This is a genomic window from Paenibacillus ihumii (genome assembly GCF_001403875.1).
Lineage (GTDB): Bacteria > Bacillota > Bacilli > Paenibacillales > Paenibacillaceae > Fontibacillus > Fontibacillus ihumii.
The window spans coordinates 2,868,190-2,892,734 of sequence record NZ_LN884299.1; the positions used below are offsets into that span (position 1 = coordinate 2,868,190).

Annotated in this window: 25 protein-coding genes, 1 tRNA gene and 1 other annotated feature; of the genes, 9 read left to right on the plus strand and 17 right to left on the minus strand. The window is 48.7% G+C overall.

Features of this window, described 5'->3' with window-relative positions:
- Positions 1-22: 22 nt before the first annotated feature.
- Entirely contained in the window at positions 23-1,366 is a 1,344-nt protein-coding gene (locus tag BN2762_RS20035) for a hypothetical protein (protein WP_222861102.1), read from the plus strand.
- 72 nt (positions 1,367-1,438) lie between these two features.
- On the opposite strand, the gene BN2762_RS20040 is transcribed toward BN2762_RS20035, so the two are convergent.
- Positions 1,439-1,657: a YqzE family protein gene (locus BN2762_RS20040; RefSeq protein WP_055108643.1), complete on the minus strand. Its 219-nt coding sequence runs from the start codon at positions 1,655-1,657 to the stop codon at positions 1,439-1,441.
- A 615-nt stretch (positions 1,658-2,272) separates the two neighbouring features.
- On the opposite strand from BN2762_RS20040, the gene BN2762_RS20045 reads away from it, so the two are divergent.
- A complete protein-coding gene (locus BN2762_RS20045; RefSeq protein ID WP_055108644.1) occupies positions 2,273-2,956 on the plus strand; it encodes an N-acetylmuramoyl-L-alanine amidase family protein in 684 nt (227 codons plus the stop codon).
- Positions 2,957-3,117: 161 nt separating this feature from the next.
- Here the strand turns inward: BN2762_RS20045 and BN2762_RS20050 are convergent, their stop codons facing one another.
- From BN2762_RS20050 to BN2762_RS27355, 7 genes are all read right to left on the minus strand, one after another.
- Positions 3,118-3,432, minus strand: a complete 315-nt coding sequence (locus BN2762_RS20050) for a MazG nucleotide pyrophosphohydrolase domain-containing protein (RefSeq protein ID WP_055108645.1) — start codon at positions 3,430-3,432, stop codon at positions 3,118-3,120.
- A 184-nt stretch (positions 3,433-3,616) separates the two neighbouring features.
- Positions 3,617-4,846, minus strand: coding sequence for a serine/threonine transporter SstT (gene sstT, locus BN2762_RS20055; RefSeq protein WP_055108646.1), 1,230 nt, complete (start codon positions 4,844-4,846; stop codon positions 3,617-3,619).
- 158 nt (positions 4,847-5,004) lie between these two features.
- Positions 5,005-6,126, minus strand: a complete 1,122-nt coding sequence (locus BN2762_RS20060) for an NAD(P)/FAD-dependent oxidoreductase (protein WP_055108647.1) — start codon at positions 6,124-6,126, stop codon at positions 5,005-5,007.
- Between the two features lie 1,608 nt (positions 6,127-7,734).
- Positions 7,735-8,820 (minus strand): aspartate-semialdehyde dehydrogenase, encoded by a 1,086-nt coding sequence (gene asd, locus BN2762_RS20065; protein ID WP_074048657.1) that lies wholly within the window; start codon positions 8,818-8,820, stop codon positions 7,735-7,737.
- A 119-nt stretch (positions 8,821-8,939) separates the two neighbouring features.
- Positions 8,940-9,207 (minus strand) — a binding site (T-box leader).
- A 161-nt stretch (positions 9,208-9,368) separates the two neighbouring features.
- A complete protein-coding gene (locus tag BN2762_RS20070) occupies positions 9,369-10,025 on the minus strand; it encodes a GAP family protein (RefSeq protein WP_055108648.1) in 657 nt (218 codons plus the stop codon).
- Positions 10,022-10,807, minus strand: a complete 786-nt coding sequence (locus BN2762_RS20075) for a MerR family transcriptional regulator (RefSeq protein WP_055108649.1) — start codon at positions 10,805-10,807, stop codon at positions 10,022-10,024. Before BN2762_RS20075 ends, BN2762_RS20070 begins: the two co-directional genes overlap by 4 nt.
- A gap of 25 nt (positions 10,808-10,832) precedes the next feature.
- Positions 10,833-11,015, minus strand: a complete 183-nt coding sequence (locus tag BN2762_RS27355; RefSeq protein ID WP_222861132.1) for a hypothetical protein — start codon at positions 11,013-11,015, stop codon at positions 10,833-10,835.
- Positions 11,016-11,264: 249 nt separating this feature from the next.
- Between BN2762_RS27355 and BN2762_RS20085 the strand changes: the two genes are divergently transcribed.
- Positions 11,265-11,858, plus strand: coding sequence for a DUF4097 family beta strand repeat-containing protein (locus BN2762_RS20085; RefSeq protein ID WP_055108651.1), 594 nt, complete (start codon positions 11,265-11,267; stop codon positions 11,856-11,858).
- A gap of 160 nt (positions 11,859-12,018) precedes the next feature.
- On the opposite strand, the gene BN2762_RS20090 is transcribed toward BN2762_RS20085, so the two are convergent.
- From BN2762_RS20090 to BN2762_RS20110, 5 genes are all read right to left on the minus strand, one after another.
- Positions 12,019-12,621 carry a hypothetical protein gene (locus BN2762_RS20090; RefSeq protein WP_055108652.1) on the minus strand — a complete coding sequence of 201 codons (603 nt, stop codon included), beginning with the start codon at positions 12,619-12,621 and terminating at the stop codon, positions 12,019-12,021.
- Positions 12,622-12,659: 38 nt separating this feature from the next.
- Positions 12,660-13,220, minus strand: coding sequence for a hypothetical protein (locus BN2762_RS20095; RefSeq protein WP_055108653.1), 561 nt, complete (start codon positions 13,218-13,220; stop codon positions 12,660-12,662).
- Positions 13,221-13,341: 121 nt separating this feature from the next.
- Complete coding sequence (locus tag BN2762_RS20100; RefSeq protein ID WP_055108654.1) at positions 13,342-13,773, minus strand: SRPBCC family protein; 432 nt, start codon at positions 13,771-13,773, stop codon at positions 13,342-13,344.
- A 33-nt stretch (positions 13,774-13,806) separates the two neighbouring features.
- On the minus strand, positions 13,807-15,438 hold the full coding sequence (locus BN2762_RS20105) for an FAD-dependent monooxygenase (RefSeq protein WP_055108655.1): 1,632 nt from the start codon (positions 15,436-15,438) through the stop codon (positions 13,807-13,809).
- Positions 15,439-15,461: 23 nt separating this feature from the next.
- A complete protein-coding gene (locus tag BN2762_RS20110) occupies positions 15,462-16,091 on the minus strand; it encodes a PadR family transcriptional regulator (protein ID WP_055108656.1) in 630 nt (209 codons plus the stop codon).
- Positions 16,092-16,294: 203 nt separating this feature from the next.
- On the opposite strand from BN2762_RS20110, the gene BN2762_RS20115 reads away from it, so the two are divergent.
- The 3 genes from BN2762_RS20115 to BN2762_RS20125 are packed head-to-tail and all read left to right on the plus strand — an operon-like array spanning position 16,295 to position 18,560.
- Complete coding sequence (locus BN2762_RS20115; RefSeq protein WP_055108657.1) at positions 16,295-16,675, plus strand: BlaI/MecI/CopY family transcriptional regulator; 381 nt, start codon at positions 16,295-16,297, stop codon at positions 16,673-16,675.
- A complete protein-coding gene (locus BN2762_RS20120) occupies positions 16,672-17,955 on the plus strand; it encodes a M56 family metallopeptidase (protein WP_055108658.1) in 1,284 nt (427 codons plus the stop codon). Before BN2762_RS20115 ends, BN2762_RS20120 begins: the two co-directional genes overlap by 4 nt.
- A 17-nt stretch (positions 17,956-17,972) precedes the next feature.
- On the plus strand, positions 17,973-18,560 hold the full coding sequence (locus BN2762_RS20125; protein ID WP_187386561.1) for a copper amine oxidase N-terminal domain-containing protein: 588 nt from the start codon (positions 17,973-17,975) through the stop codon (positions 18,558-18,560).
- Between the two features lie 143 nt (positions 18,561-18,703).
- On the opposite strand, the gene BN2762_RS20130 is transcribed toward BN2762_RS20125, so the two are convergent.
- The 3 genes from BN2762_RS20130 to BN2762_RS20140 form a co-directional block, all read right to left on the minus strand.
- Positions 18,704-19,477: a DUF4367 domain-containing protein gene (locus BN2762_RS20130; RefSeq protein ID WP_055108660.1), complete on the minus strand. Its 774-nt coding sequence runs from the start codon at positions 19,475-19,477 to the stop codon at positions 18,704-18,706.
- A gap of 90 nt (positions 19,478-19,567) precedes the next feature.
- Complete coding sequence (locus BN2762_RS20135; protein ID WP_230202553.1) at positions 19,568-20,566, minus strand: DUF4367 domain-containing protein; 999 nt, start codon at positions 20,564-20,566, stop codon at positions 19,568-19,570.
- The gene (locus BN2762_RS20140) at positions 20,532-21,107 is read right to left on the minus strand and encodes an RNA polymerase sigma factor (RefSeq protein ID WP_055108661.1); all 576 of its coding nucleotides are present in this window, start codon (positions 21,105-21,107) and stop codon (positions 20,532-20,534) included. Before BN2762_RS20140 ends, BN2762_RS20135 begins: the two co-directional genes overlap by 35 nt.
- Before the next feature lie 163 nt (positions 21,108-21,270).
- Between BN2762_RS20140 and BN2762_RS20145 the strand changes: the two genes are divergently transcribed.
- Complete coding sequence (locus tag BN2762_RS20145) at positions 21,271-21,852, plus strand: TetR/AcrR family transcriptional regulator (protein ID WP_055108662.1); 582 nt, start codon at positions 21,271-21,273, stop codon at positions 21,850-21,852.
- 228 nt (positions 21,853-22,080) lie between these two features.
- Positions 22,081-23,121, plus strand: a complete 1,041-nt coding sequence (locus tag BN2762_RS20150; protein WP_055108663.1) for an NADH:flavin oxidoreductase — start codon at positions 22,081-22,083, stop codon at positions 23,119-23,121.
- Between the two features lie 193 nt (positions 23,122-23,314).
- Here BN2762_RS20150 and BN2762_RS20155 read toward each other — a convergent pair.
- Positions 23,315-23,398: transfer RNA gene (locus tag BN2762_RS20155), tRNA-Leu, on the minus strand.
- A gap of 210 nt (positions 23,399-23,608) precedes the next feature.
- On the opposite strand from BN2762_RS20155, the gene BN2762_RS20160 reads away from it, so the two are divergent.
- Entirely contained in the window at positions 23,609-24,514 is a 906-nt protein-coding gene (locus BN2762_RS20160) for a hypothetical protein (protein ID WP_055108664.1), read from the plus strand.
- The last annotated feature ends 31 nt before the right edge of the window (positions 24,515-24,545 follow it).

Genomic DNA, 24,545 nt, shown 5'->3' on the forward strand with positions numbered 1-24,545 from the left:
CGCACCTATGCCGCGTGCACAAATGGTACAAGCTAATGGCGACTCCGTTCCTTCCAGCCCGCAGGCCATGCTCGCTATAGCTCCTTCTGGGCCAGCGCCGAAGGAAGTCGTCCAGTTCGCCGGCCAATTGATCAATAAGCTGTCTGGCCGCAAGCCGTTTACGGACTGGCAGGGGGCCAGCCCGGAATTCCAGCCGCTGGGACCGGGCATGCACGCCTGGCTTGTGACGTTAACCCGGGATAGCCAGCCCGTAGGCTATCTTATCATCGGCGCCCGGCCGTCAGGCGGCTACGCCCTTATCGAGTACGGTGCCGGACCGGAGCCCTTGTTCGACACAGCAGCGCTGCAGCGGGCGCTGGCGGCGGAGAACGGCAGGTCCGCCCAGACCGATTCTCTCCAAGGGCTCCAGGTTGAGCACCTCTACGCCGGACCGCTTCTCGCCGAATGGCGAATCGTCAACAGGGGCATCCGAGCCAACGGCGAACAAACCTTGATCGCTCAAACCATAAGCAATCAAGCCCCGAGTTCGCAAACCAAAAACAAACAAACCTTGAACTCACAAATTACTGATGGAAAAGCCACTAACGTTCAAGCCATAGGCGGACAGGATATGGACCGATATGCCAAAGACGGACAGGACATGGGCAGACAGGCTGCAAACGCTCATGCCATAGTTGGACAAGCTAGAAACACTCAAGCTCAAGCCATGGATGGGCTAGCCTCGAGCGGGCAAGCTGTAGGGGTACATGCCATAATCGCTCAAGCTAAAGGCGGACATGCCAGGAACACACAAGCTCAAGTCATAGACAGGCATACCGCGAGCGGACATGCTATGGTTGAGGCCATCGACATGCAGGACAAGAGCATTCAGACCCAAGGGGTGCTTGCCCAAGCTATCCCCAGCGATGTTCTTTCTCTGCAATACCGCGATGCACGAAACGCCGATCCGCTGCCCGATAATGAATTGGTCTGGCAGAAGCTGCTGTCGGCCCCGCTCCAGCTCTCTTCCGCCATCATAGCCAGCGATGGGGCAGACACCGCCGTTCCTGAACCACCCACGATAACGGCAGCCAGCTTCGATCCGAACGACAATCTCCTGTGGCTGACAGGCGATGATCTCAAGCTGACGGCCTCCTCCTTAGTCCAGGAGCTCCGCCAGCATAGATCACTTATTTTCGCGGCCCGCAGCGAAGAACGCAATTATACCTTGCCCTTACCCGTCTACGGCTACCAAATTTGGGAGCAGGGCCAGAATGCCGCGGATGACCAGGTATACGTCATGACCGGCACCTCCTCCTCCCCTCGCTTTATCGCTTTTAGCGAATTGGCAAAAGCCGGACAATTTTACAGCAGCACAGGTCAGTAAAAAAGAAATAGAGCCGGGAACTAGCCTCGGGGACTGTCCCTCCCCACGCTTAGCTCCAGGCTCTTTTCAAGGTTACTCAGGGCGGGCCCTGCCCTTCCCTTTTCCACTGTTGGACGGCTTATGAGCCATCTGCCTCCACCACATTCCCAGACTGAACGGGACCATCCCGAACCATCTGCGGCTCCAGGGCTCCTTCCCCTGGCTTCGGCTGCGGCGGACATCCCTCGGCGTCTCCATATAATCGACGAATCGTTCGGTAATGTACTTGACCAGTTCATCGCCCTTGGCCATATCTCGTCCCTCCTTTTTTACAGCCCTTATCATTTGTCTTATATCGCTAGTTTGCACCGATTGCCTCACCCTTAAACTTCTGGAGTTGCTCGCCAAATGGCCCGAAACGTGAGCCTGGTTACAGTTCACTGCTTATTATTTAATGCTAACTTTTTACTGCTCACTGCTTACTCTCATTGCTTAATGCTCACTACCCACTGCTCACTGCTAACTGCTAACTGCTTACTGCTTACTGCTTACTGCTTACTGCTCACAGTTCACTACCTACTGCTTACTTTTCTCTGCCCACCGCTTACCTATCGCTTAGATTGATTGCCTGAACGTAAAGGTAGCCTTATTAATTTAATCAGCCCCGCCATAATAAAGCTTCGGTACAGCTGCCCCGGTGCATTGAACACTCTCTGCTGCCGTGAGCACGGTGCAAATTTGGACCACGCTCGAGTGGCCGCCCAATCAATCAGCCAATCATATGCAATAACCCCAAACCAATGGCTTGGGGTTATTGCATAGCTCAAAAACGGCTTGAGTATCATTCCTATGGCTTAAGAGCCTCATGCATGATTTTTCAAAATCTGGCTCATTCTATAGTACAAATATAATCGTGGAGGTGACTGCATGAGACCTAAATGCCTGTTTGTCTTTGCGTTTCTTTTGGCCTTCAGCAGTACGTACGGTACCTATGCGGCAGCTGAGGATAATCCCTTCAAGCATGCCTTCCCCCAGCCCGTTATTCTTATTGATGCCGGGCATGGCGGAATCGACGGCGGTACCTCTTATGGCGACATCCTGGAGAAAGATATCAATTTAGAGATCGGTCGACGCCTTTATCTAATACTTCGCAGCCATGGATATCGAACAATCCTGAACCGGACCGGGGATTATGCTTTGAGCGACGATAATCGCTGGCTCCGCAGCCGTTCCCGCCATTTGCGGGATTTGGCTCAGCGCAAGCAGCTTAGCGAGGAGCTCCCGTCGGAGATTGTCATCAGCCTTCACGTCAACTGGGGCAAAAATAAATCTAAACGCGGCCCGGTCGTTCTGCACCAGACCGAGGGACGCAGCGCCATCCTGGCTTCTTCGATTCAGAACTCCCTGGACGTCCTGTACGGCACCTCATCCTTGCCTCAGGTGGGCAAGCCCTTCTATTTGCTGAATCACGTCGACTGTCCCGCCGTTATCGTGGAGACAGGCTTTCTCAGCAACGCACAAGACCGCGCTATGCTCCACAGCAAGCGCGGCCAACAGCAAATCGCGGAAGCCATCTATGGGGGGATCGTCCAATATTTTACGGCAATATGAACCCGTCTCATCACCTCGTGAGAGCTTCCATATACGCAGCATCTAGAAAATTATTCTTCTAGATGTTTAGCTCCCTTTCGCGAGGTGCTTCACTAGAAAGTTTTTAAATCAGCAATTTATGCAGTATCTGTAATAAAACAACCTATGGCGCGCCACCTGTGTCAAGAATATCTATCCGACAGCTTCCTGTGATGAGCTTCGAACACTTCTGTTAAGGAAATATCGTACTTATTTGCAATAACGATTAGATTGCCCAGCACATCCCCTAATTCTTCTATTAATTGTTCTTTATTGTCCGCATAGGTCCCTGCCGCTTCATCCGGCCGGTCTCTGCCAATTTCCAAAGCGCGGATGGCCCTGGCCACCTCTCCGGTCTCCTCAGCAAGAAAACCGATCCGGATAAAAATATCCAGGCTGGACCAGTTTCTTTCATCATAATACTGCTTGACCCATTGTTGAAATTCGCTAATATCCATGACTTCGGCTCCATTCACAAAGTAAGATCAGATGTTCTCCACCGTTTATTGTAGCATAGTTAAAAATGAAGCAGAACAATCGCTCCTGGTTTAGGTTTGGCCAAGCCTTCTGCTGAGGCCATTTACAGGCCATTTAAAACTGTAAAAAAAAGCAGGGGCCCTCAGGCCGCCTGCTCCTTCTGATTTAAGCACTTGCAATTGTTTGCTTGCCTTCTTTGCGCTTTTTGGCATATTCGGCGGTAGCCGTGAAAAGCACGTCCGAGGATGAATTCAGCGCCGTTTCAAACGAATCCTGCAAAACGCCGATAATGAACCCTACCCCCACAACCTGCATCGCCAAATCATTCGATATCCCGAACAAGCTGCACGCCAGCGGAATGAGCAGCAGCGAGCCGCCGGCCACCCCCGAAGCGCCCGCAGCAGATACGGCGGACAGGACGCTGAGAATCAACGCCGTACCGAAATCCACTTGAATGCCGAGTGTATGTACGGCTGCAAGCGTTAAAACAGAAATCGTAACCGCCGCACCCGCCATATTAATCGTCGCACCAAGTGGAATGGACACGGAGTACGTGTCCGGATTCAGCTTTAATTTCTCGCATAACCTCATATTAATAGGAATGTTGGCGGCGGAACTCCGCGTGAAAAATGCCGTTATTCCGCTTTCCTTCAAACAGCTAAGCACCAGAGGATAAGGATTCTGGCGAATGTTCAGATATACGATCAATGGATTAACGACAAGCGCTATAAACAGCATGCATCCTATTAGCACGAGAAGCAGCTTTCCATAGTCGAGCAAGGAGGCAAGCCCGTTGGTAGTAACGGTATCGAAAACAAGCCCCATAATTCCAAACGGTGCAAATTGAATCACCCATTTGACGATCTGCGAAACGGCATCTGAAAAATGGGTAAGCAGGCTTTTTGTGTTGTCACTGGCCCCTTTTAAAGCCACTCCAAGCAAAATCCCCCAAGCCAGGATACCGACATAATTAGCATTGATCAGGGCGTTGACCGGATTATCAACCACTTGAAGCAGCAAGTTCTTCAGCACCTCAACAATGCCTGCGGGAGGAGTAATATCCGCGGTATTTGCCACCAGGGACAGGCTCACGGGGAATATAAAACTTGCACCTACGGCGATAAGCCCGGCCATAAAAGTACTTAAACCATAAAGGCCGAGGATCGCCTTCATATTCGTTTGACGCCCTTTTTTATGGCTGGCTATGGCAGACATAACCAGAAGCAAAACCAATATAGGGGCGACCGCCTTTAAGGCGGAGACGAACAAAGAACCGAAAATTGCAATACCTGCTGCCTTTGGAACAGACAGAGCCAAAATCACCCCAAGTATAATTCCCGCAACTATCCGCTTGACGAGGCTTACTCTGTTCCATCTAAGTATAAATGCTTTCATTTCTTCTCCTCCGGTCACTCTCTATGAAAAATAACAGTTCACTGCCACGACGCTTTAATGAGACATAGCGTTAGTTTACCATGCCAACGGTCGTTTGTGTTCATGTGGAAATATCTGTGCGATAATTTTCAAATCTGACCAAGCAGCACCAAGCAGAGTTATTGGCCAATTGCTCCCTCTATCTTATAATCCTCCAAAGCAATATCGGTACCCAGCCCCAGAACCAGTTTGGCCAGCTGGTATCCGATATACGGCCCCATCGTTAGTCCTGATGCTCCCAAACCATTGGCTGCATAAATTCCTTGCCAGCCTGGCAAAGCGCCGATCACCGGAAGAAATCCCGGAGTGAACGGCCGGAAACCTACCCTTGCCTCCAAAAAGCTGCCATCGGCAAGCCCAGGGGCATATGCCAATGCCTTGCTGATAACCTCCTGCAAGCCTCCGGCCGTGACACGAGTGTCGAAGCCTTGCGGATCATTCTCATGGGTCGCGCCGATTACGATCCTCCCTTTGTCAAAGGCCAGGATGTACTGATCGCCGGGCGGCATGACGACAGGCCAGCTGTCGGTGTCCGCATCCGGCAGTGCCAAATGGGCGATCTGCGCTTTTTGATAGGTCGCTTTGAAATCTATACCTAACGGCTTTAGCAGCGGGTTGATCCAAGCGCCGGCGCATACGATGACGGCGTCGGAATCGATCGAATTCCCATGAACCCGTACTCCTGTAACCTTGTCCCCGGCAAAGCAGAGCTCCGCTTCTTCGTTCAGAAGAACAGCGCCCTTCTTGATGGCTGCGCGGAGCAGCGCATCCCGGAGAGCGCGCCCATCGACGCGGGCGGCCCCGCTAATATGGAGGGCGGCATAGTCATCGGCAAGCGGTGGAAATAAACGCTTGACCTCACTGGGGGCCAGCAGCGTAATGACCCCTATCTCGGGGGCATTTTGCCTGCGCTCCTCGGCACGTTTTTTTAGCTCGACCAGCTTTTCTTGCTCTTTATGAATTCGAAGCGCGCCAACGCGCGAATATCCGGTTTCGGTCTCACCGTCTCTCTCCAGCTCCTCGATCATGGCCGGATAGAAACGCGCCCCTTCCCTGGCTAATTTATACCAGGCCTGATTGCGCCTCTGGGAGAGCCACGGACAAATGATCCCCGCAGCGGCGTCCGTTGCCTGACCCTTGTCCTTTCGGTCAACGATCACTACTTCCGCGCCGTTTTTAGCCAGCTGATATGCCGTTGAAGCACCTAAAATCCCGGCGCCGATCACGATAAACTTTTGCATGCAGCAGCACCCTTTTGCTTAAAGTAAAATTTCTTTCATGAGCCGTTCCTTCTGCGAGTTCTTTACTTTCCATGAGTCGTTCCTTCTGCGAGTCGTCCTTCACTTTCCGTGAGCCTTCCTTTACTTTCCGTGAGCATTACTTTGCTTTGCGTGAGCCGTACCTTTACTTTCTGCGCTCAGAACGAGTTGGAGACGTGAGCCTCACGACTCACGTCCCCATAGTATACCTTATATTAACCCGCAACCGACAGTTGGCGTGTTAGACCGACTATAAATCTGCATCCAGTAACTAACATCGACTTGTTGGCACTAAACTCCCTCCGTAACTTTAACACAACTTAAAGTACCAAACCTGTCACTAATGGCACAGCACGCACTGCCTGCAGTTCCGATCCATCTAGTTAGCTCACTGCTCAACGGCTGTACTGTATGCAATGCAATAGACCTGGAAGACGCTCTACTGCTGCACTGAATTTAATGCAATAGACCTGGCAGATGTTCTACTGCTGCACTGAATTTAATGCAATAGACCTGGCAGATGTTCTACTGCTGCACTGAATTTAATGCAATAGACCTGGCAGATGTTCTACTGCTGCACTGAATTTAATGTACTGGGCATTGACAGACGTCCAACCATTTCACTGTGCGCAATACACCAGACCTGACGAATATACTCAATCGTTGCACTGACTGGCTGGACTAGAACACGCTCAACTGCTGTACCGTATGCATGCACTGTGTATTAACAGACTCTCACCTGCCACACTAATAACAATGCACTGAACCTGACGCTCAATTACTGCACTTCGTAGAGAGAGGTGCCTTTTCACCTGAGCTAACGGACACACAGGACGCTATTCCACCTGTTCAGCTGAATTCGGCAAGGCTAACGGACCTACGATCCGCTATTCTCTAAAAACAGGCTGTTTTTTACCCACTTTCCCTATGATAGCGGAACCATGGTCCGTTAATATTGGAATTATCGCTTTTTTCATGAAATAGCGGAACCACGGTCCGATAGGCTCGGCTCAAAAAGCAGCTTCTTCCGAAATATGCCGATCAGCATTCCTTTTTCATTCAAACAAGCAATGCAGATCCCAAATCCAGGTAACTATAGTCAACTGCTCGGCTGATCCCAACATGCCCCGGCTTCTCACGCAACATACGCACAAAGTAAATTACAGTACAGAGTACAGTATACACAGAGTACATCACCGCGCAGGGTACGTCACATACTGAATACATTGCTCAGCAAAGTACATTACAGCACAGAATGCACTACACCTGAGCTCATCACGCGCACGGTGCAGCACACACAGAGCACATTACTTACAGAATGCACCACACCAAGCACATCACGTAAAGAGTGCACTACACACATTGAGTACACTACACACATTGAGTACACTATACACTGAATACATCACCGCGCAGGGTGCAGCACATACTGAATACATTACTCACAGAGTAACATCAAACGCACGGTACAGCACATACAGAGCACATTACTCACAGAATACACCACACCGAGCTCATCGCGCACAGAATACACTACACACTGAGTTCATCACGCGCCAAGGTGTACCGCAGCGCCGCGATGCGTTCCGCCTATTTCGGCTGGATATAGCCTTCTGCTTTGAGCAGTTCGGCGATCAGGACAGCGCCTCCGGCCGCGCCGCGCAGGGTATTGTGCGACAGCCCCACGAATTTATAGTCGTACAGCGAATCCTCGCGCAATCTGCCTGTCGAGACGCCCATCCCCCGCTCAATATCGCGGTCGAGTCCTGTCTGTGGTCTGTTCTCTTCCTCAAAATAGGTGATAAACTGCTTTGGTGCACTTGGCAAATCCAGCTCCTGCGCTCTTCCTTTATATTGCTGCCAACGCGCAATGATTTCCTCTTTGGAAGGTTTATTTTTGAACGATACAAACACTGTCGCCAAATGTCCGTCCGTCACGGGCACACGGATACATTGCGTCGTAATCAGGGGAGCGCTTGCCTTAATGATCTGCCCACCGTCAACACGGCCCCAGATGCGCAGCGGCTCCTGCTCGCTTTTCTCCTCTTCCCCGCCGATATAAGGGATGACGTTGTCCAGCATTTCAGGCCAATCGGCAAAGCTCTTGCCGGCCCCGGAAATCGCCTGATAGGTCGATGCCACCACCGTCGTCGGTTCAAAATCCAGCAGGGCGTGAAGAGCAGGGACATAACTCTGAATGGAGCAATTGGGCTTGACAGCAATAAACCCGGTGCTCGTTCCAAGCCGCTTGCGCTGCGCAGCAATTACTTCGAGATGCTGCGGGTTCACTTCCGGAATCACCATCGGAACATCAGGCGTCCAGCGATGAGCCGAATTGTTGGAGACCACAGGAGTTCCGGTCCTAGCGTAAGCTTCCTCCAAAGCCTGGATCTCATCCTTCTTCATATCTACCGCACAAAACACAAAATCGACGTTAGCCGTTACCTCTTCTACCTTCGACGCATCCTGAACGATGATATTTTTAACGCCGTCCGGAATGGGTGTGGACAGCTTCCAGCGGTTCTGCACGGATTCCTCATATGTTTTGCCTGCGGAATTAGCGCTAGCCGCAATAGCCGTCACTGTAAACCAAGGGTGCTGATCCAGCAGCTGGACGAACCGCTGCCCTACCATCCCCGTCCCGCCAACGATAGCTACCTTTAATTTTTCTCCCATGTGATATCCTTTCCTTTCCATGTTTGATATTTGATGTTTGTTTGTGTCCATACCTCGAACAATGATTGCACAATCCTTGCAAAATAAAAAAATCCCACCCCCAAGACCTTCTATTCCGTCTTGGGGGCGAGATCTGTATGCCCGCGGTACCACCCCAGCTTCGTTAATATGTCGCCATATTAACCTCTTCAAGTACAGCACACCCTATGCGCGGCGCCTATACTCTAGCTCTGTAACAGGAGCTCCTGGCACACCATCCCGGATCATTCTCGTTCCGATGTGCTGCTCAGAGGCTTTTTTCAATAAAGAAATACTTTGCTCCTTTCCAGCCAACGGAGCTCTCTGTAAAAGATTTCATTTATCTACTCTTCTCGTCATCGCATTTAAATATTGCGATTATATTACCAAATAACTGCCCTTACGTAAACCCATTTGTGAAAAATAGGCTGTTTGAGTGACAAAAATAAAGTAAAAATACCATCATAATCGCTGACCACCGGCATTTTGAAAAGCCTGTTTAGTCAATTTCCGTTATCCAAGCCCGCCCGCTATAAATAATCCAAACTATTAAAAATGAGAATAAGTCCCACAATACACAGCACCCATGACAGAACCGAGCCGGATTGCTTGGCGATCCTCTCCTGAAGCCGTTCCAGTAGCCTTTGCACCCTCCGCCCGAACAACCCATACAGCATAAATAGGATCAGCGAAGGCAGAACCATGATCAGATTATAACCGCCCAGCATCGGCAGCCACTGAACAGGAACCAGATCAGCCGTCGTCATCAAACCAATGGCGGCAAAATAAGGAAGCGCCGTTCCCACCTCAATCAATGCTGTTGTAAATCCCAGTGCAACCATCGAGATTCGGCTTTTGGACTTCGGTCGGGGCAATTCCGTTTTACTTTTTTGCGGAGTGTAAAAACTGGCTATAAACAAGCCTGCCCCAATAATAAAGATTACCCAGCTTACCGCTCTGCTCTGGAAAAGAGAGGCCACCGCTTCCAGCAGCACCCCCATCCCCAGCATTAGCATGACTCCTACCGAGAAATAAAAACCGGCGACCGTCAGCAAATAAATCAGCAGCCTTGAAGCAAGGCTCTTGATTTCCGTTAACAGCAAATATACGGTAACCCCTATAGTGGCTGGACTCAATGTATCCAGCAAGGCCAGTCCGCCTACGGAAAGCAGCAGCTCTATACTCACACTTCTTCCTCTCCCCGGTCTTGTTGAGGAGCCCGCCCTGCATTCAGCAATGACATATAGTATTCATAGGCTTGCTCCATAAATTCGAGAACTTCCCGGTCGATCGGATAGAATCCAAGCTCTTCCGATTGAGACGGTGACATCCTTGCGTCCCATAATTTTTGGATAAACTCATCCTGGCCCGAAAAATTCTCCTGTTGTTTTTCAAGCATGCGTCTGATGATGCTTTGCACCTTCGGTGACGATACGCCCTCTTTCATAGACTGTTTGAGTTGACCTATCAGCGCGATCCATTCCAAAGAGTCGGGATCATCTCCCCTCATATGCGGTACCTTCCGCAGCAGCTCCAATTCTTTATCATCAAACAGGCTTTCTTTAAACGACTGCCGTCTTTTCCTGTCCTGGCTCGATAATTGAATGAATTTCTGGATCGCAAGTGCATCCTCCCCCCCCTCCAAGACCAGCCCGCTGATAAGCTCGCGCAGGCCCTGCTCTATTACTCTAAGTCTTGCTTGCTCCTCCAGGATATAAGCCAGTTGGGCCTTCAGGCTGGTCGACCAATTCCACTTGGGATCGGCAAGCATTTCTTTTATATCCTTCAGACTGTACCCGACCCCTTTAAAAAACTGGATCTGTTGAAGCTTGCGCAAATCTTCATCCGTATAAAGCCGATGTCCTCCTTCCGTTTTGGAGGAGGCCGCCAATAATCCGATCTGGTCATAGTAACGCAGCGTCCTTACCGTAACCCCCGTCTGCTTTGCCACCTTTTGAATCGGTATCAATCCCGGACACCTCCCGACAACCCGTTCATTCTTCTTTATCCTTATACATGGCCTGCTTGATCAGATAGCCTACGCCTAAACCGACCAAGGCGCCAGGGAACGCTTGATCAAGAATCAATCCGATTCCAGCACCTATAATGACGCACGCATAAATTATAATATCCCCTTTGTTCACATCACTCTCTCCTTCGTCCCAGCGGTTTCCCATCTGCCATGATCATTTTTTTAAAATGTAACCTTATGATCAACCTGCATATCGGTCAGGGACATTATACAAAATGACGTAACGTCAGTTTCAAGCCTTTTTAAATATCACTTGAAACTGACGCTGCGTAACCTTCTATAATCACTCTCAGAGAAAAAAGCAAAGTGAGGAGTAATAAAGATGAGAAAATGCTGTATTAGTTTGCTGATTTTTTGTATGTTTTTTCTAGTGGCCTGCAGTAACGGAGGAACCATGGATCTGCAGAGCAAGAATCTAGAGGGGATAGATCGCCTGCACATTGATCATGGCAGTACCCCTGTGCATATCGAATCGGCTGAGGTAGAGACTCTCGAGGCTTTCTTATCGATGGGCAGCGACAACTCCGGAATGGTGATGGTTCAAAAGAACAAAGAGCTGAAAATTCAATTGAAAAGCGATCTCAGGCAGATAGTAAACATTGGGAGAAAACCGCGCTTAACAATTCGGGTTCCCATGAACTATGAAGGGGAGGTCTGGCTGAGCGGCTCTTCAGGAAACGTAAAAATTAATGATTTACAGGCTGGCAAGCTTAAAATTGATAGCAAAAGCGGAAATGTCTCCATGGATTATCAGGAGATAAACCAGGATATCGATGTTTCCGTCCACAGCGGGAATGTAGTTTTAAGCTTGAAGAATAAGGATTCCAACGTAAAATGGCAGCTTAAATCAGGAAGTGGACGACGCTCTGTGGCTATTCCGTGGGACAAGCGCCGAGACGGTCACAAATCGACAGAGGGACTTACAGGAAATGGCTCCTATGACGTGTATATTGAGACGCGTTCAGGAAATATCAGCATTAAGGAATAATCCAGCAGACGTTTATTCGTAACCGTAGCAATACTGCAAGATACGATTGACCGGAGCCAACAAAGAGGCTGCCGATAACAAAAAAACGCCCTTAACGGGGCGTTTTCGCTAATCGCAGGGTTCGTGTGAACCCCTCTTCTTTGCCTGGCCGACGAGCTGATTAAAGGGATTTATTGTCGCTGCGTCCGTGGAGCCATCGCTCGAAATCGGCAGCTGTCCGTATCCCATGGTCTAATACAGCTGTGTAAATATCGAAGCTTTTTACTTCCTTCCCATATTCGGCTCTTGATGCCCAAATGGTTTTAATGCTTAGAATAGAAACCATCGCTTCCGGAGTAAGACGCTTCGGTATGGTATGAATATGCTTCAAATCGGGTTGTTTATCAGGCTCGTCAACGAACCAAATATCCAGCTCCCAGTGGTTCCCGCCCGTGGATTGATAGGTCAAACCGATAAAATAACCGTCCGGATAGGCTGGATCGGTGTTCCAGCTGCCAGTATCGTTAATGAATTTCAATTCCCGGACCCCTGGATTGAACATCAATTGCGCAGCAATTCCAGAAATTGCTGCGATGTCCAGCTTGGAGCAAACGACCGTTAGATCGAGGTCTCTCCAAGCCATTAAACCAAGCGCCGCACTCCCTACTTTTACAGGGGTACCTGCTGCCGCCAACAGCTGGTCAAGGTGCAGTTCCTCCGCAATCAAAGCCGCCTCAGCCTGCAACTGCCGTTGGCGGGCGAGCAAATCTTCCGGTTCTATCATTTTTGCATCCTTCCTTTTACGCAATTCACTCATGCGGATTACCCGCTGTGTTTTAAGGCTTTGCCATAGTGATCAACAGCGAAGCCAAATAACACCTTCAGCATAAATAAGAGGCAAGTAATCAACATATACGGCTGGATATCCGGCAGCAGGGGGACACAACCGAAACCGATCGACAAAAGCAGGCCTGCAACAAATAACTGCGACTGCTTCCCGATCAGTGAATTGACGATAAATGCAGCTGCTATGGTGTATGCCCATACCGCTATTGAATATCCGATCGCTGTGTTTAATAACAACGAAACCAACACGATATGAAAATGAATGGCAATGAACACGATTCGGTTCTTTTTCCTGGCGGCGTAATAATTGCTTGTTGAAACTGTAAAATTAGCTATGCAGCCTGCGAAAATATCAAAAATGAGGAGTAAAGCCAGCACACTTCGCCATACCGGCAAATCGGAGGTCATCTCGGGGTATATCCAATACAACGCAGCAGTCAGCAGTCCGCCAAAAAGTAAAATCGTAATAATAGTTGAAACAGGCTGTTTTTCGCCAAAAACATCATGTAAAATCGCTGGAATCCGTACTTGTTTCATTCCTCTACGCCCCCTAAGCATTATTGTTCCTCTCCTTTAGCTGAAACCGCAAACTCATTTCAGGCCAAAACTTGCGGTGTTTTGCAGCATATCGGTAATCCCTTGCCGTTGTGTATAGAGGTTAACCCTTAATCACAGCCTTCAGGTCGGCAGCTGTTTTCGGCTGTTCCTTCTTCATCAATTGACGCATGAAAAATTCAGCTACCTTAGGCACGCTGCCAACTTGAATCGTGAAATGGACACGGCAAGCCTTCTCCGAGACCGGCTCGACAAGGTAGCTTTCGCGAAAATACTGTTTCTCCCCGGGAGCTGTCTCCATGGTCAACAATTGATCCTGAACCAGCTCAGTCACAATCATGTTTTTTTCACTTTTGAAGCCTGAGTATTTTCCGCTTTCGAAATACTTCGTCCTTAACTGGGCAGGACCTTCCGGGGTGACTCGATTGTCGATAATCCCCTTCATCCGGGAAGGCCGCCCCTTCAGATCCATGAGACGTGAAAACACGGTAGCTGCCGGATAGTCATAGGCTTCTGCATATTCAAATGTAAGCATGATGATTCTCCTCTCCCTTTGGAATGGATTCATTTAGCGAAAAAGAAGGGTTGACAGCACATCGGTCAGCTCTTGTGCCATTTTCTCTTTATTCTCACCGGCAATTGGTTTTCGCCATCCAATGTACCCGTCTGGCCGCACGATAACAACCCCCGTCGAAGTAATTCCGTAGGCGTCAGAAAAGTTGTTGCCGGGATTGCTGAAGCCGCCATGACCGCCAATCTGATATATATCCATCGGAAGCTGGAGCGCAGCTTTAACCTGTTGAGCAGCCTCCAGCCATTTCTGCCCGCTTGAGCCAGTCAGCAGCACGAACCTTGAACCATACAGATCCAATATCGAAACAGGCTGACCCTCCCGTTCAAGAATGAGATGAACCGCACGGGTTCCGGGCTGTCCCGTCCATAGCTCGGGCGGCTGTACCATGGGGAGATGAACCCCGCCTGCTTCCGGTACGATTGCGCCGCACGGGTAGCGATACCCCATATTGACATGAAGGGTATTTACCGTGATTCCATCCGATCCCTCGTGTTCGCGCTGCTCAGACAGCATAACGACCTGCTCCGCCGTATAATCCGCTATGGGCCGCCGCTCCGCATCATAGGTAGCAAGCAGATCCTGACAGGCTTCACCGCGTAAGACAGCGGCCAGCTTCCAGGCGAGGTTCTGCGCCTCGGCGATGCCGGTGTTGCCACCCAAGCCGCCGCTTGGGGGTTGAACGCGGGCGGAATCGCCAACTAGAAAAACGCGTCCTTGCTGGAAGCGGTCAGCAACGCGGGCGGCCATTTCCCAGGTCATCACCTTCCTGATCGCAACAGGGATGTCAGGTATTCCGATTGCCGCCCTAACTAAGGCAATACAGCGCTCCTCCGGATAATCGTCGATGGTCTCCTCTTCAGGATCATACACAACATCTAAACGATAAATATGAGGCCGCCTGAATGTGCCAGGGTACAGTACAAGACTGCCGCTGGCCTCCTCATTGGCGAAAAAACACATATGCGCGTTACTGCTTCTGAACAGCTCATGTATGTCCGCATCGAAAATAATGCTGATCAGATGACAGAGCGTGCCTTCTCCATGCTGACCAATCCCTAATTGTTCGCGGGTTCCACTTCGGCTCCCATCGGCTCCAACCATATACTCGGACCGAACGTGACGCGTTTCGCCGCTGATTCGATCCCGAATTATAGCCGAGATGCCATCCTCATCAGCCTCAAATTCGACCAGCTCCGTGTTGTAGCGAAGATCAGCGCCTGCTTGCTCGGCCCGCGCCCGAAGCACCGGCTCCAGCAAATCCTGGGCAATGCCGTTTCCTTCAACAGGACTGGCATCCGTAAAATAAGCGCTCATATCCTCCATCAGATTTTCATAGACTTGCCCGGCCAAGCTCTCTACAAACATGATGCCAAATTCCCCAGGAAAAGGGGGTTCCTCATGGCGAATCTCCTCCTCAATGCCCACCGAACGGAATATTTCCATCGTGCGGGCAGTCAGGCTTGACACGCGCGGGTGAATGGCCGTTCCCGGATGGCGCTCAACGACTAATGGCTTAATCCCCTGCTTCGCCAGAAAAAGGGATAAGGACAGGCCTGCCAGACTTCCTCCAACAACGAGCACGGGAACTGTTTCATCGAAGGAGGGGTTATTTAAAGCTTGTTTCATCCCAAAACGCCCTTTCCTAATTTTTAAGTTCCTTTTCCATCCAAGCCATGATCCATATCCCTGGCCTTCTCGCGCAGCTCTTCCATACTCCAGGTCAGCCTGTTAGCTTCAATATCGGCAATGACAGATTGGATCCATGCGATTTCAGCTTCAAGCACGGCTCGTTGAAATTCGGTCTCCAATAAGAACAGCCTCGGCAAGCTCAACACAGCTCCTTTCTGAAACTGATCTTCGAGCCGAGCGAGCGTGTTTTCAAGAGCGTTGACGCGTTGTTTGAGCAGAAGTGCAACCTCCTCAGGAGTTAACAGCGCCAGAAAAGAAACTGCGGCGGGGAACTCTAAAAATTCCTGAGCCGGTATAGAGATCATTTCCCGGATCCAGGAATAGGCAGCACTGCGTCCCAGATCCGTAATTTCATAAACAATGAGGTCCGGTCTCCCTTCATTCTTTTTCTTGCCCTGAACGGCAATGGCCTTGTCTCGGTGCAAACGGTCAATCGTTTGGTAAATGCTCGTTCGATGGCGAACGTTAATAACCTCATCCTTCTCCCTCTCTTTAATAAGCTGCTGCATACGATAAGGGTGCATAGGCTCCTCAATAAGGAAGCAGAGCACGGCTAAAGCGACAGGTGATTTTTTAATCGGATTTTTCATAGTAATAATATTACTATTAATAATATGACGCGTCAATACAACTGAAGCCTAATTTTCATCCCAGCACCCGTGTAGAAGGCATCTAATAAAGGCAGAAAGCTTTTTTGAAACATATGGAATTTTAAGCATTGACACCTGCGACAACTTGTCGTATATTCGATCTACGACAAGTTGTCGCAGTAAAAAATTGAGGTGCGCGCCCAATGAAAAGCTTAGGAAGACTGTCCGAAACTGAATTGGAAGTTATGGAGGTGATCTGGGAAACCGCAACAACCGTAACGGTCAATCAGCTTTTGGACATTTTCGATCACAAAGGCTGGAAAACATCAACGTTGTCAACCCTACTGAATCGGCTCATTGAGAAAGGGTATTTGACTAAATCCTTGAGCGGCAAAACAAATTATTACGCTCCCGCTTTGACGTTGAGCGAATATAAGAAATACGAAACCCGCTCCTTTCTCAGCCGCTTATACAACGGGAAGGTCAAGAACTTTATTGCAGCTCTGGTTGATGATGAAGAACTCAGTCAAGACGATATAGCGGAGCTTAAAGATTGGTTTGCCCGCAAGGATGGCAAGAAATGATGATGGACTTTATTTCGTCACTCTTTATTGCCTCATTCGCCGGCACGATCCTTTGGATTTTGCAGTACAGTCTAAAGCCCATCACGCAAAAATACTTTTCTCAAACCTGGCATTATTATTCCAGCTTGATTCCCGTATTCTTTCTTCTTGGCGGATCAGGGATCATGAGCAGACTAGTCTCTTTTATCCCCTCTGCCTCTACTAGTCCAAACCATATTCAGGATTCCGGAATGATGACGGAGCTGCATGACCAAGTCTCAACAATCGAGCAAACCGCGGCGAACGTCTCCCTATGGATTACGCAGCGATTTGACGAGCTGAGACGCTTCAGCAGCGCAAAGGAATTTATGCTTATCGCAGCTATAATTTGGGCTGTTGGGGCCGCTGCTTTTATCGTGGTACATATCCGAAAGTACCGGGGATTCAAGCGTTCTATCCTCAAAGGGAGCCGAACATGGCATATTGAACCATGCCCTGTACAAGTCATCGCAAGCCCTCATGCAACCACACCACTGATTATGGGGTACTGGAACCCAATGGTTGTACTGCCGGATATCTCCCTTGGTGAACAAAAGCTTGCCATGATTCTATCCCATGAACTCGTCCACTTAAAACGCGGCGACTTGTTGATCAAGCTGATGATTTTTGCGGCAAATGCAATTCATTGGTTTAATCCTGCGGCCTACATACTGAATCGGCAGATTTCCATGTTTTGCGAGCTCTCCTGTGATGAAAAGGTCGTTCAGCACATGGATATAGAGGGCAGAAGAAGCTACGGTGAAACATTGATATCTATGCTGGAATATGGCGTTATGAGAAAGAATGTAATGGGTACAAGCAGTCTATGCAGCTCCAAGGAGCATATGAAAAGGAGACTTATTCATCTTATGAATGAGAAAAAAATGAACAAGCCGGTCATGGCACTGTCTATTGTCGCTGCAATCGCTTTGGTTGGCGGAGGCGGTGCTGCCGCTTATGCAGCGGAATCTGCTTCAAAGACTACGACCGTTACACAAGTTGAAGGTTTTAATGTAACCGTTGAATATCCCGACGGAAGAATTGAAGCTTTTGATAAAGACGGAAATCGGGTTGCCGCGAAATCGAAAGAAAGCTATGCCCCAAAGAAGCTAACCACTGAAGAGATAGTAGATCGAATAAAAAAACATATTGAAAAGGGAATTACTGTGCCGCAGGGATATATCGACGAGCTTCCGCAGCAAAACTTGGAGGCCATCAATGAGAGTTATCATTTGAAGCTTCAAAAATCAAATAGGAATTAAAGCTGGAGATGATGATCTTGTTAATAAGAAAATGGAAATTTATCACTACCATCAGTTTACTTGTGGTCCTTATGACCGGAAACTTGGCATATGCTGCTGAGGATTTCTTTTGGTCAGATGTGGAACCAATCCTCACTTGCTATAAGAGCCGCGACGGAAGCGCTGCTGAAATGGGTATAGAAGTAGATGATAAGAGAGTAAGCCAAGGCATTCCCTCTTGTGAAGATGCTAAGAAAAATCGTGTATTAGTTCTCTTGAATGGGAAATATCTTAATACCTATGCCGGAACCGGGGCAGATCCGTTTATTGAGAATGGGCGGACTATGATTCCACTGCGAGCACTTGCGGACGGATTCGGCTTTGAAGTGGACTGGGATCAAAACGATAAAAAAATTACATTAAATAAAAATCATAAAAGTATCCTTATGCAGGTCGGAAAATCAGAAATGCTGGTTGATGGAGAAAAAGTGAATTTGGAAGATGTCGTGCCCATGGTTAAAAATGGCGTTACTTTCTTACCCGTCAGACAGCTAGCTGAAATACTTGATGTTGAAGTTGAATGGGACAATACAACAAGAATAGCAAAGTTTACGGAAAAATCATAAAGAATAGATTTTACGATGCTTACAAAAATAGCCTTAGTCCAGTTGAACTGAACTAAGGCTATTTTTATATCTGAAGTACATTGCCCAGTAATCTCATTTTTCGTTCAAGAATACCTTCTAATGCACTAGGCGGTCCCCCCACTCTACTCCTGCAGAATGCTTTCCGCAATCGCTACGAGATCTTCCTTCGTCAGAGGACTTTTCCTGTAAGTAGCAATCTCGTACTCCAGCTGGTTTTCCGCATCCTCCCAGGTTAGCCTGGTCGAGTAAACGGCATTGGAACCCGTAGAATAGATCGCTTCGATCCCGCCTATGCTCAGCTTTTCAAATTTCTCGCCCTTCCCTGGTACCCGGGTGATTTCCGTAATCAGCGGCTGCACTCTTTTGGCGCTGATTCGGATAATATCCTTTTCTTTCGCGAAGACAATGGCCGCTTCCCCGGCTTCACTCCAATTTAATTTTTTCGCAACATATTTTTTCCCTTTCGCCTCCGCTTTCAACTTCTCTAGCAAATCTTGATATGCTTGACTAAGAAAGTGGAAGTATGGCGGAGAAATTTCGCTCGATTGAAAAACATATCCCTCCGGGAGCCACGCCGGCTGCTTCAGCTCCGGCGCTTTGTGAACGGACAGTAGATTCAAATAATCCTCATAATCCGCACTTCTTATGGATAGAAAATTATAAGACAGCGTATGGTCTGTCCCATCATACAGGACGGTTAAATCACCCGGGTTTTTCGTACTGGAATGGATGGCCATAGCCTCTTTTTTCTGTAGCTCGAGATTGCTTTTGCCCGGTGTCGCTTTTGTCTTTGATTGCGGCTTTGCTGCGGCAGCTTCCGCAGGGATTCCACTTGCTGAGCTTAGCGCAAGCAGGATGCTTGCAGTGGCGATCATCGTTTTTGTCGTAAGGTTCATGAGTAAATCTCCTTTCGGCCAGACAGGCACATGGTTTTGTTTACTTGTATAACGCCCGAGCCTTCTGGAATGGGACACCCCGGAACAAAGTTATCTCAACATGCTCTCTACAATGCGGACAAATTCAGACTTGGACAAAACACTGCCCGGGTTATCGTAAACCAAATAATAGACCTCCGCCTCCTCATCCAGCCATTCCAATTTATGCTTATAGTGAGTTTCCGCTGCCTCCGCCTCCATATAAACCATCTCTTGCCCGCCTGCTGTCAGCTTCTCTACTAACACACCTTCGGGATGCATCGTTGTTACCGAAGATGGGCTCTGTTTCCGTGCATAAGCGTTGATATTGATCGTATCCTCCCCATTGGCGTATCTCGCATTTGCGCTGCCCGCTATATTCCAGGACAGCGGTTTGATGAACAATTTGGAGTCACTGGTGGAGGTCTCAGCCATGCGGATAAATTCCGGCTCCAGCCTTTTCAGATTTTCTATACTGGCCTCCCCTACCATCACACTGGGAAATACATTTCCCGCTTCGAAGGAGAACCCTTGCGGCAAGTATTTGGGTTTCAAGAATAGCGGTCCGTTTGTCATTTCAAGCTGCTTCTCAAATGCCGCGTAACTGCTGTGCTCCACCGGCTTATATACGGTTTGAACCTTATTTCCTGTATCGTAAGCATTCAGCGTATCGTTATGGACATAGTAGGCCACGAGTTCACCTGGCTTAAGCATCCCTAAGACATGCTCTCTGTAAGCAGATCTCATTTCATGATAAGTCTTGGCATGGGGAGTAAACGCATCTTCCCTGATTTCCTTGCTTTCAACAATCACTTCGCCTTTGGGGTTCAATATTTGCACATAACGGAAAGCCGCGAGGCCTGTTAAAGAGGTCAGCACAACAATGAGGCTGGCGATCATGACTACGGCTCCCGTCTTACGCCGAACTGTTTTTTTGCCGCTGCTCCGTTCATGGATTTCCCGAACCCGGTTCATAACGCTCAGGCGTACATCGATGGAATCCTGATCCGCTGTGGTCAGAAGCTCCTTTAGCGTTTCATCTTGAAGAATAGTGCCGCTCTTTCGCATCATACCCCGCCCCCCCTTTCTGCTCCATCAGTCTCTGAAGCTTCAGCTTCAACCGGCCGTATTTTTTCTTGACCGCCTCTGTGCTTTTCCCTGAAATTTCTCCAATCTCGGCAAATGACTTCTCTTCAAGCGCCCGTAATATTAGCAAACTGCGCTCCTCCGCGCTTAGGGATGTTATGGCGGACGCCAGCGGCTCTCCGAATAATCGGCTGGTTATCGTTTGTTCCGCGCTTTCGGCAACCGTATTCTGCCGGAACCAGCTCTGAAATTTATGCTGGATGCTGCGCTTGCGAAGCAGATTTAGACAATGGTTATGGGCGATCTTATACAGCCAGGATGAAAAACTGCCGCTGGGCTCATACATTCCTATTTTTTCGAACCCTTTGACCAGAATGTCCTGCACCGCATCCTCCGCTTCTTGCCGGTTCCCCAACATACGGCAGCAGTAGCGAAAAATCGGTCCCTGGAATGCTTCAACGATATGTACGTACTGATTGATTTGGCCCGCTTTGACTTCCATGACGCATTTTTCCACAAACTCCATGTACCGGCCCTCCTCTCTATCTACTGTATAACACTTAAGCAATAGGAAAAGGGACATTTATACTGATTAATGTTTGGACACGGAGAGGGAAATCGATGTTAGGAAAGCGTCCTACCAATTTGATTTTATTGACTGATTAGTCAACAAATGGTATATTAAACTCATGAGCAGACCGAGAGAATTTGATGTAAATTGTGCATTGCAGCAATCCATGGAGACATTTTGGGCAAAAGGCTTTAAGTCGACATCCTTTGAAGATTTGACTCGTGAAACGGGGGTAAAGAAACAAAGCTTGTATTGCGTATTTAAAGATAAAAAATCCTTGTTCTTAAAGGCTTTAGCGCTTTATCGGGAGCAAAGCACAGCCATCCTGGAAGATCTGGCTGCACAGGATATGCCTCCGCTAAAGAAGCTTGAGGCCATGGCCTGTGTGTCACTTTCTGATGAGAGCGGAATAAATCAACGAGGATGCCTTATGGTGAATTCCATTTTGGAATTTGGAACCGAGGATCAGGAGGTAGCCAGAGAAATTGAAATGATGTTGTCCACGATTGAACAAATATTTGAGCAAATCATCCGGAGCGGCCAGGAGCAGCAGGTGATTACAAATCGCCTTGCCAGTAGAGAGCTAGCCGCATATCTGAACAACATTTTTATCGGTGCTAAAATTTTGGAGAAATCTGGAGCCTCAAGTGAGAAGATCGAAATGAACTTGCGCACTGCGTTTGCGTTACTAGAGATATAATTTTTCTGCAAAGTTTTTGACCATAAGGTAAAAAAATAAATCTCTAAATGCGTATCACTAAAAAAAGGAGGTGGCTCTCCTAGGCCCTTTCAGATTCTTTATTTTCGTAAAAGCAGCGAATTTTTTTGGTTAGTTATTGACTATGTAGTCAATAATAACTCAGAAGGTTCTGTCATAAAGCCTTAAAGTTTAAAGTCTTCATTAATCTGAGCTGTTGGAGGTAATTTTATGAATCAAAGGCAATCCGTTCAATCGTTATTTGAACCCTTCCCCTTTGGGGATACGACACTAGCGAATCGCATTGTGATGGCCCCGATGACAAGACAATTTTCCCCGGACGGGGTTCCGGGACCGGATGTAGCTGCCTATTATCGCCGCAGGGCTGAAAACGACGTTGGACTTATCATTACCGAAGGGACAGTAATTAAGCATCCAGACTCCTCCAATCAAAGCAATGTGCCGTACTTTTTTGGCGCAGATGCCTTGAACGGTTGGGCCAACGTAGTGGCTGAGGTACATGACGCAGGCGGAAAGATTATACCTCAGATCTGGCATATGGGTGCTCGAAGCCATGTCAACGATTACTCCGAATCGGATATTGAGGCAATTATTCAGGCCTTCTCTGAGGCTGCCTCCGAAGCTAAGCGTTTGGGATTTGACGGGATCGAACTTCACGGCGCGCACGGATATTTAATAGACCAATTTTTCTGGGAGGAAACGAATCAGCGCACGGATCGATACGGAGGGGACTTTGTAGAACGCACCCGGTTTGGGGCAGAGGTCATCTCAGCCTGCCGTCTTGCTGTAGGCCCAGATTTTCCGATCTTGCTGCGGTTCTCGCAATGGAAGGGAACGGATTATACTGCCAAATTAGTGAAGACGCCAAATGAGCTGGAAAGCTTCTTGGCCCCCTTAGTGGACGCAGGCGTTGACATTTTCCACTGCTCAACCCGCCGATTCTGGGAGCCTGAATTCGGAGATTCCCCTCTGAACCTTGCTGGCTGGACAAAAAAACTGACGGGGAAACCGACAATCACCGTAGGCTCGGTTGGTTTGGACCGCGATGTGACGAGCTTCTTTGCTGAAGGAAAGGGAGCCCGTCTTAGTCGAATCGACGAATTAATCGAACGGCTTGATCGCGAGGAATTCGATCTGGTAGCCGTAGGCAGGTCATTAATAGCTGACCCTGCTTGGGCCAGCAAGCTCCGTGAGGGCAGAATTGACGAGTGGGTTCCCTTTGATCCCGAAGCCGTAAAGAAACTGTATTGAGACGCTTGTTGAATAAACCGTGGGGGTCCATTTTTAAGCGGATGTAACGCGATAATTCAAATAACCAGCGGCGATACTGGATTATTTTCTGTCCACAGCCCCCCGCTGGTTATTTTATATAAAAATCCTAATCATGCAAAAAAGCTCTTGAATCCTCGTAAGAAGATCCAAGAGCTTATTCATTATAAAGGTATGCGGTCGAGAGGACTCGAACCTCCACGGGGGTAAGCCCACACGGACCTGAACCGTGCGCGTCTGCCAATTCCGCCACGACCGCTTGTTGTCTTGTCTTGCAGAGTGTGTTCCGCAGCGACAAGATATATATTATCATGCCTTAGCGAGAGAGTCAACACCCTTTTTTTATTTTTTTACAACCGACCGGGAAACTCATCCTGCAGACCAATGGCAATTAATTCCTTAGCCCGATGAATCAACCGTTTGTCTCCCGCTACAGTGAGAATAAAAACTATTTATTGGAGGTTGAACCGTGAATCGACAATTAAAAGGCTTTGATAACAGCTCATCTGTAAAACTATTCGAAGGGGAGCGGGTACTCGTATGGGCTGGCTTACTGGGATTTTTGCTGGCGGCCATTTGCGGGATATGGGTGCTGCTCTATGGAGGCGAAAGATCACCGGACGGAAATGTCGCCAATGCATTTTCCTTTAATGCTGCATTCGGCATCTTTTTGCTTTCTACGGCAGCCATCAGCCCCCTTTCCGCCAGGAGTCCCCGAAAAAGAGCCTTCTTCCGATGGGCTTTAGTACTGCTGGCGCTATATTCTTACGGAGCAGAAACGATCCAGAATTTCCGCGGGGTCAATCCGCGTTTTGTGGAGGATGGCTCCATCTTAGATCATTTCGTTGGTATTGGCTTCGGCCTGGTTGCTCTCCTGCTGGTCCTCGTATATATTTTCTTCTCGATCCCCTTCTTTCAAAGACAAGCTTCGCTAACCCGCCCCGAAATCGTATTGGCTATCCGCTACGCGCTGCTGACAACAATGCTATCTTTTGCAGCAGGCATTTGGATTTCCGTTAACCAAGGCCGGTACACTGGACTTGAAGGAAATATAATCTGGCTGCACGGCCTTGGCTTTCATGGTCTTCAGGCGCTTCCTCTCATCGCTTGGCTTACCGAGCACTCCTCTATCACCACAGCCTTACGCCATAGAATCATTCATCTAACAGGGGTGGCCTTCACATTAGGTGTTATTTTTATCGGTTGGCAAACGCTGCTCGGCAACACACTATGGGAATGGACATGGCTCCCTATACTGGCCGGCGGCTGTTTTCTAGTCACTTTAGCGATCGGCGCAGCCGCTCTGTTCCAAGCTAGGCATGTGTTGTCCCCCGCCTACTGGCAGAGGGCCTCCAATCGGCACCTCGCTTCCTGAAGAAAATTACCCACCCTTCTTCCCTCACAGA